Annotated in this window: 13 protein-coding genes and 1 pseudogene; 8 read left to right on the top strand and 6 right to left on the bottom strand. The window is 72.2% G+C overall.

All coding sequences use genetic code 11. The features are described from left to right. Nucleotides 1-26: 26 nt before the first annotated feature. Both ABB07_RS29030 and ABB07_RS29025 read left to right on the top strand, forming a co-directional pair. Complete coding sequence (locus ABB07_RS29030; RefSeq protein ID WP_208903669.1) at nucleotides 27-935, top strand: pseudouridine-5'-phosphate glycosidase; 909 nt, start codon at nucleotides 27-29, stop codon at nucleotides 933-935. Then, the gene (locus tag ABB07_RS29025; RefSeq protein WP_208901476.1) at nucleotides 920-1,855 is read left to right on the top strand and encodes a carbohydrate kinase family protein; all 936 of its coding nucleotides are present in this window, start codon (nucleotides 920-922) and stop codon (nucleotides 1,853-1,855) included. Before ABB07_RS29030 ends, ABB07_RS29025 begins: the two co-directional genes overlap by 16 nt. Nucleotides 1,856-2,061: 206 nt before the next feature. Here the strand turns inward: ABB07_RS29025 and ABB07_RS29020 are convergent, their stop codons facing one another. Then, nucleotides 2,062-2,856, bottom strand: a complete 795-nt coding sequence (locus tag ABB07_RS29020; RefSeq protein WP_208901475.1) for a class I SAM-dependent methyltransferase — start codon at nucleotides 2,854-2,856, stop codon at nucleotides 2,062-2,064. 152 nt (nucleotides 2,857-3,008) lie between these two features. Here ABB07_RS29020 and corA point away from each other — a divergent pair, with 152 nt between their 5' ends. Further along, entirely contained in the window at nucleotides 3,009-4,136 is a 1,128-nt protein-coding gene (corA, locus tag ABB07_RS29015; RefSeq protein WP_208901474.1) for a magnesium/cobalt transporter CorA, read from the top strand. Nucleotides 4,137-4,168: 32 nt separating this feature from the next. On the opposite strand, the gene ABB07_RS29010 is transcribed toward corA, so the two are convergent. Continuing rightward, entirely contained in the window at nucleotides 4,169-4,801 is a 633-nt protein-coding gene (locus tag ABB07_RS29010; RefSeq protein ID WP_208901473.1) for a nucleoside/nucleotide kinase family protein, read from the bottom strand. A 394-nt stretch (nucleotides 4,802-5,195) separates the two neighbouring features. Here ABB07_RS29010 and ABB07_RS29005 point away from each other — a divergent pair, with 394 nt between their 5' ends. From ABB07_RS29005 to ABB07_RS28995, 3 genes are all read left to right on the top strand, one after another. Further along, nucleotides 5,196-5,891: a DUF2293 domain-containing protein gene (locus ABB07_RS29005; RefSeq protein ID WP_208901472.1), complete on the top strand. Its 696-nt coding sequence runs from the start codon at nucleotides 5,196-5,198 to the stop codon at nucleotides 5,889-5,891. Between the two features lie 237 nt (nucleotides 5,892-6,128). Continuing rightward, on the top strand, nucleotides 6,129-6,608 hold the full coding sequence (locus tag ABB07_RS29000) for an anthrone oxygenase family protein (protein ID WP_208903668.1): 480 nt from the start codon (nucleotides 6,129-6,131) through the stop codon (nucleotides 6,606-6,608). 277 nt (nucleotides 6,609-6,885) lie between these two features. Further along, nucleotides 6,886-8,373, top strand: a complete 1,488-nt coding sequence (locus ABB07_RS28995) for a glutamate synthase subunit beta (RefSeq protein WP_208901471.1) — start codon at nucleotides 6,886-6,888, stop codon at nucleotides 8,371-8,373. Between the two features lie 329 nt (nucleotides 8,374-8,702). Here the strand turns inward: ABB07_RS28995 and ABB07_RS28990 are convergent, their stop codons facing one another. Then, nucleotides 8,703-9,221, bottom strand: coding sequence for a carboxymuconolactone decarboxylase family protein (locus ABB07_RS28990; protein WP_208901470.1), 519 nt, complete (start codon nucleotides 9,219-9,221; stop codon nucleotides 8,703-8,705). Between the two features lie 46 nt (nucleotides 9,222-9,267). Here ABB07_RS28990 and pdxR point away from each other — a divergent pair, with 46 nt between their 5' ends. Further along, a complete protein-coding gene (gene pdxR / locus ABB07_RS28985; RefSeq protein WP_244189552.1) occupies nucleotides 9,268-10,863 on the top strand; it encodes a MocR-like pyridoxine biosynthesis transcription factor PdxR in 1,596 nt (531 codons plus the stop codon). A gap of 304 nt (nucleotides 10,864-11,167) precedes the next feature. On the opposite strand, the gene ABB07_RS41580 is transcribed toward pdxR, so the two are convergent. Genes ABB07_RS41580 through ABB07_RS28975 form a run of 3 tightly spaced genes read right to left on the bottom strand, consistent with a single transcriptional unit; the run spans nucleotide 11,168 to nucleotide 12,456 of the window. After that, the gene (locus tag ABB07_RS41580; RefSeq protein ID WP_279617405.1) at nucleotides 11,168-11,290 is read right to left on the bottom strand and encodes a hypothetical protein; all 123 of its coding nucleotides are present in this window, start codon (nucleotides 11,288-11,290) and stop codon (nucleotides 11,168-11,170) included. A gap of 50 nt (nucleotides 11,291-11,340) precedes the next feature. Beyond that, nucleotides 11,341-11,595, bottom strand: a complete 255-nt coding sequence (locus ABB07_RS28980) for a DUF397 domain-containing protein (protein WP_055707036.1) — start codon at nucleotides 11,593-11,595, stop codon at nucleotides 11,341-11,343. After that, nucleotides 11,596-12,456, bottom strand: coding sequence for a helix-turn-helix domain-containing protein (locus ABB07_RS28975; protein ID WP_208901469.1), 861 nt, complete (start codon nucleotides 12,454-12,456; stop codon nucleotides 11,596-11,598). A 215-nt stretch (nucleotides 12,457-12,671) separates the two neighbouring features. Between ABB07_RS28975 and ABB07_RS28970 the strand changes: the two are divergent. Further along, nucleotides 12,672-13,301 (top strand): annotated as a pseudogene (locus ABB07_RS28970) (ATP-binding protein); the annotation flags it as partial. Nucleotides 13,302-13,335 lie beyond the last annotated feature (34 nt).

The raw sequence follows: 13,335 nt of genomic DNA, 5'->3' as shown, positions 1-13,335 counted from the left end.
GGGCCGACGGACAGGAGGCGGTGCACGTGGTGCTGGTGGTGTCGGAAGAAGTCCGGGAAGCGATCGGTGCGGGGCGGCCGGTGGTGGCCCTGGAGTCCACGATCATCGCGCACGGCCTGCCCCGCCCGCGCAACCTGCAGGTGGCGCGGGAGCTGGAGGACGCGGTGCGGCGCGAGGGCGCCGTACCGGCGACCATCGCCGTGCTCGACGGTCGTCCCTGTGTCGGCCTGGACAAGGAGCAACTGGAGCGGGTCGCGAACGAGGACGGCATCCGCAAGCTGGGCCACCGCGATCTGCCGCTCGCCGTGGCGGCGGGGGCGAGCGGGGCGACCACGGTGTCGGCGACGGCACAGCTGGCCGCGCTCGCGGGCCTCAGGGTGTTCGCGACCGGCGGGCTGGGCGGTGTGCACCGGGAGTGGACGGTGACCCAGGACGAGTCGGCCGATCTGGGGCTGCTGGCCCGCACCCGGATCACGGTGGTCTGCGCGGGCGTGAAGTCGATCCTGGACGTGCCGGCGACCCTGCAGCGGCTGGAGACGCTGGGCGTGGCCGTCGCCGGGTACGGCACGGACCGGTTCCCCGGCTTCTACCTGTCCGACTCGGGGCATCCGGTCGACTGGAGGCTGGACACCCCGGAGCAGGTCGCGGACGTCATGCGGGCCCAGGACGCGCTCGACGCGCCGCCCTCGGCACTGATCGTCGCCCAGCCCGTCCCCGAGGCCGAGCAGCTCGATCCGGAGCTGCACGCGCGCGTACTGGCCGACGGCCTGCGCGCCTGCGCGGACCAGGGCGTGTCCGGACAGGCGGTGACCCCGTTCCTGCTGGACTACCTGGTCCAGCACACCGACGGGGCCTCCCTGACCGCCAATCTGGCAGCCGTGCGCGGCAATGTACGGCTGGCGGCGCGGATCGCCACCGCGTGGACCAGGGGGTGACCACGGACCGGGACCGCGCCCTGCTGGTCGTCGGTGACGTGGTCACGGATGTGATCGCCCGGCACCGGGGGCCGCTCGCGGCCGGCACCGACACCGCCGCGGCGATCCGCACGCTGCCGGGCGGCGCGGGCGCGAACGTGGCCTGCTGGGCCGCGTACGCGGGATGTGCGGACGTACGTCTGCTCGCGCGGGTCGGCGAGGACGCGTCCGCGTGGCACGAGCGTGAGCTGGTCGCGGCCGGGGTACGGCCCCGGCTAGTGGTCGATCCGACAGCGGCGACCGGCACGGTGATCTGCCTCGTCGATACAGGTGCGGCGGCCGAGCGCACGTTCCTCACGGACAGCGGGTCCTCCTTGCGACTCGAACCCGCCGACTGGTCGGACGCGTTGCTCGACGGCGTCGGCAGACTGCATCTGTCGGGCTATCTGCTGTTCACGGAGCCGAGCCGGGAGCTCGCGCGGACCGCGCTCGCGGCGGCACGCGCGCGTGGCGTGCCGGTCAGCCTCGATCCGGCGTCGGCCGGCTTCCTGGTGCGGCTGGGGCTGGACCGCTTCCTGGCCTTCGCGGAGGGGCTGGACGTGTTGCTGCCCAGCCGGGACGAGGCGTGCCTGCTGACAGGGCTGCCGGATCCGGCGGACGCGGCCGCCAAGTTGAGCCGTCTCGCCCCGCTGGTGGTCGTCAAGGCCGGTGCGGACGGTGCGCTGGTGGCCCGCTCCGGCGGCGCACCGGCCAGGATCCCGGCCACACCGGCGGTCCCCCGGGACACCACGGGTGCCGGTGACGCCTTCACCGGCGCGTTCCTCGCCGGCCTGCTCGCAGGCGCGGACCCGGAGGAGGCGGCGGCACGCGGCTGTCGGGCGGGCGCGGAAGCGGTCGAACGGGTCGGCGCCAGACCGCCGCGCCCGGGAAGCGACGGCTGACCACCGGTCGGCGGCACGAGGGCAGCGAAAGCGGAGACTCGGCTCTCGCCGCACCGCTGGCGCCATGGCGCGGGGCGGCTGGGACCCGTGCCGCACCGAGGCGCGGGCGCCGGGCCTTCTTCCCTGTCAGCCCTTCCTCCCCCCTTAACCCCCTTATCCCCTTTAGTCCTTCTTCTCCCCTTGGCCCTCTTAGTCCTTCTTCCCTCTTAGTCCTTCCTCCCCCACGCCGAGATCATCGGCGAGGTGGCCAGATCCATGCCGCCGGTCTCGACGTTGGTCAAGTGCTGGTCGATGTCCTCATCGGTGGCGAGCCCCGCGCTGACGAGCCGGTCCCGGATCTGGCGGACCGTCGCGGCCTCCAGGGCGGTGCAGGCAGGTGACGTCACCGGGAAGTACGCGTCGGCCTCCACCTCGCTCAGACCGGCCTCGCGGAGCAGACGCGGGAGTTTGCGGCCGTAGGACAGATCGGCGCCACGCTCGGCGAGCAGCTTGCGGAACCCCTGACGCAGGCGGTTGGCGAGCCGCTGCTCGGGACCGTACTCGTCGGGGCAGATCAGGGGCTGGAGAGCGGGATCGGCGTCCTCGATCAGCAGCCGCCCGCCGGGCCGCAGGGCTTGGATCATGGACCGCAACGCCCTCTCCCGGTCCGGTACATGGACGAGGACGAGCCGGGCGTGGACCAGGTCGAAGCCCTCACCCGGCGGTTCCTCGGCACCCACGTCGTGAACGCGGACCTCCACCGGCGGACGGGCAGCGGCGGTGATCCGCGAGGTGTCGATGTCGGTGGCGACGACCTGTCCGGTGAGGCCCACCTTCCCGGCGAGCCAGGAGACCACCGAGGTGCCGCCGGCGCCGACTTCCCAGCAGCGCCAGCCGGGCCCGATGCCGAACGCCTCGATGTGCCGGAAGGTCGTGGGATCGAAGAGGTCGGCGAAGGCGTCGAAGCGCTCTGCGGCCTCGTTCTGCCGGTTGTCCAGGAGGTATCCGTCGGATGAGGTCATGCCTCGATCATCCCAGTCGCCTTCGTCCACAGCCGGGAACCAAGCGGAACATGCCGTTCCCACAGGCTTACCCGCGCTTTGCCCTCGGCTGGCAGACTTGCCGGGCAAGGCGCGAAAGCGTCGCGTGAGGAGATCCAGGCGAGGGGATCCAGATGTCCATGGCGGGGAATCTGCGGAAGGTCACAGAGCTGGGCAGGGTCGGAGGCCTGCGCAAGGTGGCGCGGCTGGCCCGGCGGCGGCCGCGCGTGGACCTGAGTCATCCCGCCCGGTCACCCCTGGGTTCCTCGGTGGTCAACTGCGTGACGTACCAGGACGGCGTGCGCGTGCCGCAGTGCACGGACCTGGTGGATGCCGTGCGGATGGTGCGCAAGACGGGCGAGGGATTCGTCTGGCTCGGGCTGCACGAGCCGACGGACCGTGAGTTCGCGGGCATCGCCGAGCTGTTCGACCTGCATCCCCTGGCGGTGGAGGACGCGGTCGAGGCTCATCAGCGTCCCAAGCTCGAGCACTACGGCAACACGCTCTTCGCGGTGTTCAAGACGGTCTGCTATGTGGAGCACGAACAGCTGACGGCGACCAGCGAAGTGGTCAACACCGGCGAGATCATGGTGTTCGTCGGCGAGGACTTCGTCATCACGGTGCGGCACGGCCGGCACGGCTCTCTGGGACCGCTCCGCGAGGAGCTGGAGGCGCATCCGCACCAGCTCGCCAAGGGGCCGGCGGCGGTGCTGCACGCGATCGCCGACCATGTCGTCGACGACTATCTGAACGTCACGGACGCGGTGCAGGCCGACATCGACCAGGTCGAAACCGAGGTGTTCTCGGAGAACGGAGCACGGCTCGACCCCGGCCGCATCTACCAGATGAAGCGCGAACTGCTGGAGCTGAAGCGGGCGGTGGTGCCGCTCGGGCGCCCGGTGGAGGACCTCGCCACCCGGCCCATACGGGTCGTGGCCCCCGAGATACAGGCCTACTTCCGGGACGTGCTCGACCACCTGATACGGGCCAAGGAACAGATCGCCGCCTTCGACGAACTGCTCAACTCGATCCTGCAGGCCCACCTCGCGCAGGTGACCGTCGCGCAGAACGAGGACATGCGGAAGATCACGGCCTGGGCCGCGGTGATCGCCGTGCCGACGATGGTGTGCGGGGTGTACGGCATGAACTTCGACAACATGCCGGAGTTGCACTGGCGGTTCGGCTATCCGCTGGTCATGGTCGTCATGGCGGCGGCGTGTCTGGTGCTGTACCGGGGCTTCCGGCGCAACGGCTGGCTCTGAGCCGCGGGTGGCGCCCTGCCGGGCCGCTCTGATCAGCCGCTCCAGGCCGGATGGCGCGGGTCGTCGGCGCGTACCAGGACGTCCGCCGTGCCGGCGGGGTCGGTCTCGGACTCGTATCGCTCGAAGGCGGGGAGCGTCCAGTGCTCGGTCTCGGGGGTGCGGCGGCGCAGGGCAGCCGGGGAGAGGAGGAGATGCACCGTCAGATCGAAGGGGAACCAGTGCCGCAGCAGGAGGGGTCCGTGGAGCAACAGGACCCCACCGGGCGGGAGTTGGACATAGGGGCTGCGGGTGGCCCGGTCGGTGGCCGGATCCCACAGGTCGGGCAGGACGCGCCCGCTGCCGCCGGGGTCGAGCGGGCCGAAGACCTCGCGCCACAGCGCGCCGGTGTCGAACCAACCGCCGTAGTACGACTCCGCGTCGCGCCGCCCGTGTTCCAGGCGTAGCGAGGCCGGGCGCAGGAAGCCCTCGGCGCCGACCACGAGTGAGGGCCGGCCCCGCACCCGCAACGCGTCCCCGACCCATTCGGCGAGGTCACCGGGCCGGGCGGCCGGGGCTCCGTCGAAACCGACACGCAGCCAGGCGCTTCCATCGGCCGGCTCCGACCCGGCCAGCCGATCTGCCAGCAGTCCGGCGAGCCGGTCCCAGGTGATCGCTTCGAGTCGCACAGGGCCATGATGCCGGGTGACGGAAGGTGAGGTGACAGCGGCCGCCGGGGGCGGGCCCGGTCGGCGGAGAGAGCGAGGTACTGAAGGCTGCCAGGCGAGCTGCGCGCTGGGGCCGGGAAGGGCCTGCCTGAAGTGGTGCGGGATCCGGTGCGGTATCCGGATCCCGGCAGGGAGGGGGGCACCGTCGTACGAGGCGACGTCACGGATCCGGCGTCGGTTGCCGTGGCCGCCACCGGGCATGCCGGTGCCGTGCATGCCGGTGCCGTGCATGCCGGTGCCGTGGATGCCGCCGCCGGGCATGCCGGTGCCGTGCACGCCGTCTCGCCGTTCGGCGGGGGCGAAGAAGGAGTAGGCAGGCGTGGGAGGCGTGGGCGGGGCGGGGAAAGTACCGCGTATGGCGCTTCCCTCAACTCCCCACTCCCCTGGTCGGCTTGTCGTCATCCAGGCGCAGAAGCCCAAGCGGTGCGCCGCATGCCGGCGTGGGCCGCTGTCGTTGCTCGTGCTGGAGGACGGGGCACCGCGCTGCCTGGAGTGCGCGGACCTCGGGCACCTGGTGTTCCTGCCGCGCGGGGACACCGCGCTGACCCGCAGGTCGAGGGAGGAGAGCGGGCTGTCGGTCGTCGTGGTGCGGTTCAACCGGCGCAAGAGCCGTTACGAGCGGCAGGGCGTGCTCGTGGAGGAGGCGGCGCTCGCCCGGGCCGAGGCACGCTGCCTGGCGGACGCGGAGGCGCGGCGCAGGCGGCGGGCGCGGGACGCACGGCGCCGGGTGGCGGAGGACGAGCGGTTCGCGGCGGCGTTCGCGGCCGAGATCCTGCGGCTCTTTCCCGGCTGCCCTCCCGATCGCGCGCGGGCCATCGCGGCCCACGCGTCCGTGCGCGGCAGTGGGCGGGTCGGGCGCAGTGCGGCCGGACGGGCGCTGTCGGAGGGAGCGGTGTTCTCGGCGGTGGTGGCGGCCGTACGGCACGTCGACACGCCGTATGACCAGCTGCTGATGAGCGGAGTGTCACGGTACGAGGCACGGCGCCGGATCGCCCCGGCCGTGGAGAGCGTGCTGCGGGCCTGGCTGGACGCGGGGGCGGAAGCAGGCTGAGCGGGAAGGGGAAGACGCTCGCGGGAGAGGGAAACCGCTCGCGGGAGAGGGAGAGGGAGAGGGAGAGGGAGAACCCACGCGGGAGAGGGAAGACGCTCGCGCAGGATGTCGCCTTCCTCGGCCATGGTCAAGGACCGTTTCTGGGCATTCACTGGGGTGACGGTGCATGCCGGGCGCATGCTGGGCGGAACGACCGGGCGCGTCCTGGGCGGAACGAGACGAGAGGGGGGCGTGGAGATGATCGACGGGCCGTTCTTCGTCCTGGTCGTGGTGGCGATTGTCGGCACCGGGCTGATGGCGGGGGTCTTCTGCGCGTTCTCGACCTTTGTGATGCGGGGGCTCGCCACACTGCCGCCGGCGCAGGGCGCCGCGGCGATGAACGCGATCAACGCCGCGGCGGTCCGGCCGGCCTTCATGGCGGTGTTCACCGGCTCGGCGGTGCTGAGCGCGATGATCGCGGTGGTGACGTTCGTGGTCTGGCCGGACGAGGGGAAGCTCGCTCTGCTGCTGGGCAGCGCGCTGTACCTCTTGGGCTCGTTCGGGCTGACGATCGTCGCCAACGTCCCGCGCAACGCCAGGCTCGCCCGCATGCCCCCGGGCGCCCCGGAGGCCGCCGTGTACTGGACGGCGTATGTGCGCGAGTGGACGTGGTGGAACCACGTCCGCGCCGCCGCGTCCGCAGCGGCCACCCTGGTCTACGTGCTGGCGCTCGCCTGACCTGCACGCGGGTCCTTGTTCGAGCAGTCCTGACGACCGCGTTCGACCAGTCCTGACGACCGCCGCCTGATGAGGTCCTGACAACCACTGACGGCGCCGGAAGGTGTCGGGTGCCGGCAGGGGCTGCCGCCCTGGAAGAAAGCGCTGTCCGCCGGTCTGCGCGGTGGTCGGTGCGGACGTATCGTGGCCGAAAGAGTGCCGGAGGATGCCGCACGATGGCGTACGGCCCGTCGTACACCCGATACCCGCGCGGTATCCGTACGCGAGGAAGACGACCATGGCCGATCCCAAGGGGTTCATGACCACGCCGCGCCAGGAGTGGCCGCGGCGGCCCGTCGAGGAGCGGGTGCGGGACTGGGACGAGGTGTACGTCCCGGGAGCGCTGCTGCCCATCATCAGCAAGCAGGCCGACCGGTGCATGGACTGCGGCATCCCGTTCTGCCACCAGGCCTGTCCGCTGGGCAACCTGATCCCGGAGTGGAACGACCTGGTCTCGCGGGAGGACTGGCGGGCGGCCAGCGACCGGCTCCACGCGACGAACAACTTCCCGGAGTTCACCGGGCGGTTGTGTCCGGCGCCCTGTGAGGCGGGGTGCGTGCTCGCGATCAACCAGCCGGCCGTCACCATCAAGAACGTCGAGTGCGCGATCGCCGACCGGGCCTGGGAGGAAGGTTTCACCCAGGCACGGCCGCCCGAGCGGCTGTCCGGGAAGACGGTGGCCGTCATCGGCTCCGGGCCCACCGGGCTCGCCGCGGCACAGCAGCTGACCCGGGCCGGGCACACAGTCGCCGTGTACGAGAAGGACGACCGGATCGGCGGGCTGATGCGGTACGGGATCCCCGAGTTCAAGATGGAGAAGCGGCATCTGGAGCGGCGGATCGAGCAGATGCGGGCCGAGGGGACGAAGTTCCGTACGTCGACGGCGGTCGGGCGGGATGTCGGGGCGGAGGAGCTGCGGGGTCGGTACGACGCCGTCGTCATCGCCACGGGGGCCACGGCGTGGCGGGAACTTCCGGTGCCCGGCCGGGAGTTGAACGGGATACACCAGGCGATGGAGTATCTGCCGTTGGCGAACCGGGTGTGTGAGGGGGACCTGGCGGTGTCACCGCTGTCCGCGGCCGGCAAGCATGTGGTGATCGTCGGCGGCGGGGACACCGGGGCGGACTGTCTGGGGACCGCGGTGCGCGAGGGGGCCGCGTCCGTCACCCAGCTGGACATCTACGCGCAGCCGGGTGCCGAGCGCGACGAGGACACCGAGCCGTGGCCGACGTACCCGAAGATCTACCGGCTGTCGGCCGCGCACGAGGAGGCCCGGGACCTGCGTACGGCACCGGCGGCGGACGCGGACGCCCGGCTGTTCGCGGCGTCCACGCTCCACTTCTCCGGGGACGGCAGCGGGCGGGTGCGCTCGCTGCACCTGGTGGAGGTCGACGAGTCGCGCCGACCGGTGGCGGGCACCGGGCGGACGCTTCCGGCCGACCTCGTGCTGCTCGCCCTCGGGTTCTCCGGGCCGGACCAGGAGGACGGACTGATCGGGCAGTTGGGGCTGACGCTGCAACCGCGCGGCACGATCGCCCGGGACGACGGCTTCGCGACCAACGTCCCCGGGGTGTTCGCCGCCGGGGACGCGGCGCGCGGGCAGTCGCTCATCGTCTGGGCGATCGCGGAGGGGCGGGCGGTGGCGGCGGCCGTCGACCGTTATCTGACCGGTCGTTCGCGGCTGCCGGCGCCGGTCTCTCCGAGGGATCGGCCGATGACGGTATGAACGTGGCCGACGGATTCTTTGTGACCCCTCGCTGCTGTCGACCCCGTGGTTGCGGCGTTGCCGACCCCGTGGTTGCGGCTCTTCGGCGCCGCCGGGCCACGCCGTGATGGTTGCTCGCCGTCGCGGCGGGACGTGAGGGGCGGCACGGTCGAGAGGGGCTGCGCGGTCAGAAGGGCTGCGCGGTCAAGAGGGGGCTGCGCCGTCAAGAGAGGCGGCACGGTCAAGAGAGGCGGCGCGATCAAGAGGCGCGCGGTCAAGAGGGGCGCGCGGTCAAGAGGGCAGCGGTGCCGCAGCGCGGCGGGCATGGCGGCGGCTCCGCAGAGAGTCGGTCATCCCTTCCGCTCGTCCGTCCCGGCCACCTTGCCCGTCGCCAGGGCCACCCTGTTCCAGGTGTTGATCGTGCAGATCAGGGCGATGACATGGGCCAGTTCGGCCTCGTCGAAGTGGGCCGCGGCCTGGGCGTAGACGGGGTCGGGGACGCCCGCGTCGGCGACGAGGGTCAGGGCCTCCGTGAGGGCGAGGGCGGCCTGCTCCTTGGGGGTGAAGAAGTGCCGGGCCTCGCGCCAGACGGCGACCATGTGCAGCCGGTCCTCGTGCTCGCCGGCCTTGCGGGCGTCGTTCGTGTGCATGTGCAGGCAGTAGGCGCAGTGGTTGAGGAGGGAGGAGCGGATCTGGATCAGCTCGACCAGCGCCGGGTCGAGGCCGGCGCGGGCGGCGGCGTCGAGGCCGATGACGGCGCGGAAGGCCTTCGGGGCGGACTGCGCGAAGTCCAGTCGGCTGCGGGCGCCCTCGGCCTCGGCGATCGCGGTGGTGAGGTCGGCTGCGGTGGCTGTGGTGTTCGTCGTCATGGCTTCAACCTACGGGCCCGATAGACCGGCTGTAGGGTGCATTTCCATGACGGAATCGTGGGTCAATTCCGCGGAGCGGATCGGCGCCGATCTGCATCTGGAGCTGTCGGGTCCGGGCGGACGGCGGGCGGCGCTGACCCGGGCGCTGCGGGAGGCCGTGCGCAGCGGGCGGCTGGCGCCGGGCACCCGGTTGCCGCCGTACCGGTCGCTCGCCGCCGATCTGGGCGTGGCCCGCAACACGGTCGCCGACGCCTACGCGGAACTGGTCGCGGAGGGCTGGCTGACCGCCCGCCAGGGTTCGGGCACCCGGGTCGCGGACCGCAGTGAACCGCTGCGGAACGTCGTACGGACCCCCGTGCAGGCGCCGCCACGCGCGCGTGGCCCGCGGCACGATCTGCGGCAGGGCAGGCCGGACGCGTCGGCGTTCCCGCGGGCGGCCTGGTCGGCCTGCTATCGGCGGGCGCTGCAGGCGGCGCCGAACGAGGCCTTCGGGCCGGGGGATCCCGCGGGGCGCCGGGAGCTGCGGGAGGCGCTGGCCGCATATCTGGCACGCGCGCGTGGCGTGCGGACCGAGCCGGACCGGATCGTGATCTGCTCGGGCTTCGCGCACGCGCTGCGGCTGCTGTTCGGCCAGGGCGCGGGCGGGGTGCTGCGCGGCCCGCTGGGCGTGGAGGCGTACGGGCTGGACTTCCATCGGGGGCTGCTCACGACGGCCGGGGTGCGGACGGTGCCGCTGCCGCTGGACGAGCACGGCGCGCGGGTGGACGTACTGGGCCGGGAGCGGGCCGTGCTGCTCACGCCGGCGCACCAGTTCCCGACCGGTGGTCCCCTGCACCCGGAGCGCCGGGCGGCGGTGATCGACTGGGCACGCGCGCGGGGGACAGTGGTGCTGGAGGACGACTACGACGGCGAGTTCCGGTACGACCGCAAGCCGGTCGGCGCGCTCCAGGGCCTCGATCCGGAGCGGGTGATCCACCTCGGGTCGGTCAGCAAGAGCCTGTCACCGGCGCTGCGGCTGGGCTGGATGGTGCTGCCGGAGCGGTACGTCGGGCCCGTGCTGGCGGCGAAGGGCGAGCGGGAGGGCTGGGCGAGCGTCCTGGACCAGCTGGCGTTGGCGGAGTTCATCGTCTCCGGGGCGTACGACCGTCATGTGCGGAGCATGCGGCAGCGCTACCGGCACCGGCGTGACCGGCTCGTCGCCGCGCTCGCCGAACACGCGCCGCATGTCGAGGTGACGGGCATCGCGGCCGGGCTGCACGCGGTGCTGCGGCTGCCGCCGGGCACCGAGCGGTCCACGGTGAAGGCCGCCGCGTGGCAGGGCATCGCCCTGGATGGACTCGCCGCGTTCCGGCATCCGGATGCGGCGGAGGCGACCATGGGGGACGGACTGGTCGTGGGCTACGCGGCCGCCGCCGAGCACGCCTACGGCGCGGCGTTGGAGGCGCTGTGCGGGGTGCTGCCACCGAAGCCCCCGAGCCGACCGAGCCCACCGGAGCCTGCCGAGCAGGCCGGATCCGCTGAGCCCACCGAGCCGACCGAGCCCGCTGAGCCCGCCGAGCAGGCCGGATCCGCTGAGCCCGCCGAGCCGACCGAGCCCACTGAGCCCGCCGAGCAGGCCAGGCCCACTGAGCCCGCCGAGTGATGAGCGGTGGTTCAGAGATCGGGGTCGGCGGCGGTGACGTAAACCTTCGCGATGCCGGTCGTCGGGCACCGAGCTTCGAGGCACCGAGCTTGAAGGCACTGAGCCGCAAGGTACCGAACCTCAAAGCATCGAGCCGCAAAGCATCGAAACCTCGGCGACCGGCATGACCGGTCGGCCGGAACGGATCCGGCCCACCGGGGGGTAGCGATGACTCGCGACAGAAGTATCCGCTGCCTGCGCACCTGAACCACGGTCACCATAGGCGCCGTGCGGGCGTCCGCGCAGCGGAATTACGGTGCCAGGGCTACCGCTTCCGTGCCACCGCCCCGTACCCCGGGATCGTGATCGCGTCCGGATCGCGCGCGTCGGCCTGCAGGTACTCGGTCGCGCCCGCCAGTCGCGAACGTCCGGCGCGATGGATGGTCAAGTCGTCACCACGGTAAGGAAGTTGAGCGAAAAACAACACAGGGGTCTTGGTCAGGACAGCAGGAAGTCGGCCTCCCCCGCCTTGGCGCCCTCGATGAACGCGCTGATCTCGGCCGTGGTGTAGATCAGCGCCGGACCGTCCGGGTCGGTGGACTGGCGTACGGCGATCCGGCCGTCGGCCAGCTTCATCGCCTCCAGGCAGTTTCCGCCGTTGCCGCCGCTCCAGGGCTTGTGCCAGCCCTCGCTGCCCAGCTCCCGCGCGGGCATGCCGTTGTAGACGTGTCCGCGCGGCGTGATGCGATCCATTCACAGCTCCTTGCGGAGATCCCGCAGGATCTCCTTCGTGCGTTGTGCCGTAGCGGCCTGCGCCGCCATGCGGTCCATGACCTCGAGGTGGGTCGCCACCTCCCTGCGCCCGTCCAGGTAGACGGCGCCGGTCAGGTACTCGCTGTAGACCATGTCCGGCAGCTCCGGCACGGCGAATCGGAACAGCACGAAGGGCCCGTACGTCCCCGGGTGCGGCCCGCTCGCGAACGGGGCGACCTGGAGCGTCACATGGGGCAGCTTCGTGGCCTCGAGCAACTTGTCGATCTGCGCGCGCATCACCTCCGGAGGGCCGACCGGGCGGCGCAGGGCGGTCTCGTCCATCACCGCCCAGAAGCGGGGGGCGTCGGGGCGGGTGAGCAGCTGCTGGCGTTGCATGCGCAGCGCGACGTGCCGCTCGATGTCGTCCGGGCTGGTCTGGCCGATGGCGCCGGACTTGAGCACACCGCGCGCGTAGTCCTCGGTCTGGAGCAGGCCGGGGACGAAGTGCGGCTCGTAGGAGCGGATGAGGCCGGCCGCGCCCTCCAGGCTGACGTACATCGAGAACCAGCCGGGCAGGATGTCGTGGAAGCGCTGCCACCAGCCGGGCTTGTTGGCCTCCTCGGCCAGCTGGACGAAGAGTTCGGCCTCGTCGTCGGGTACGCCGTAGGCCCTGAGCAGCAGTTGCAGGTACGGGATCTTGAGGGCGACCTCGGCCATCTCCATGCGGCGGACGGTGGCGGGCGCGACCCGCAGGACGCGGGCGGCCTCCTCGCGCTTGAGTCCGGCGCGTTCCCGCAGGTCCAACAGGCGTCGGCCGAGGACCACCTGGCCCACCGTGGGTGCGGACCGCGGTTCGCTCACGCTCTGACCTCCACCGGACGCCGCCTCCACCGAACGTTTCCTGACAGATGTTTCCCCTGTTCCCCGACAGCCCTGCGGCGCCGTTCGAAGGTTCATTCGAAGGCCGGGCCGGCTCTTCGATGACCCCAATTGGCGCCGCGCGACGTGCTGTTGCGAGCAGTGTGCCACGGCCTTGGACCGCGTCACACGGCACTCTGCAATTTTCAGAGTGACACTTGCCAAGTGTTCACGGCGGGGAGATAGTGGCAAGCGTGATTCCGTCCGCGCCCTTAGGAACAGACACCGCCGCAGACCGTCCCGGTCTCGGTGCGGCCACGGAAGCAGCCCCCGACGGGGCCGCTGCCGGGCGCCGGTTCCGCTTCGAGCTGGCCGCGCATCCGGGTTCCGTCGCCCAGGCGAGACGCCTCGCGCATGCCCGGCTGACCGGCTGGTCGGTGTGCGCGGACACCTGCGAGAGCGCAATCCTGGTCATGTCCGAGCTGGTCACGAACGCGATCGTGCACACAGCGAGCAGCCGCGTGGTGTGCGAGCTGCACGACCAGGACGACACCGTGCGCATAGCCGTACGGGACGAGGGCTGTGCCCCCGGCGAACCCCACCCGTCCCCGCAGCGACCCGACGAGGAGCACGGGAGGGGATTGCTCCTCGTCGGCGCGCTGTGCCGGGCCTGGGGCGCGCAGGAACACGGGTCCGGGCTACTCGTCTGGGCCGAGCTGGCCCGGCGGACCGAGGCGGCCCCCGACACCACCGCTCCGCGGGGCGACCTGGGCTGGGGCGCCCGCCCCAAGCCGGACCGCCCGGACGACTCCGGCGAGGACGAGACACCGGAGGGCCGGCAACGGGCCACCGGGCACCCGCATCTGCCCCACCCCGCTCACC

This window comes from Streptomyces incarnatus, assembly GCF_001027185.1.
Lineage (GTDB): Bacteria > Actinomycetota > Actinomycetes > Streptomycetales > Streptomycetaceae > Streptomyces > Streptomyces puniciscabiei.
Note: the sequence above shows the minus strand (reverse complement) of the source record. Positions and strands in the feature narration are given on the sequence as shown.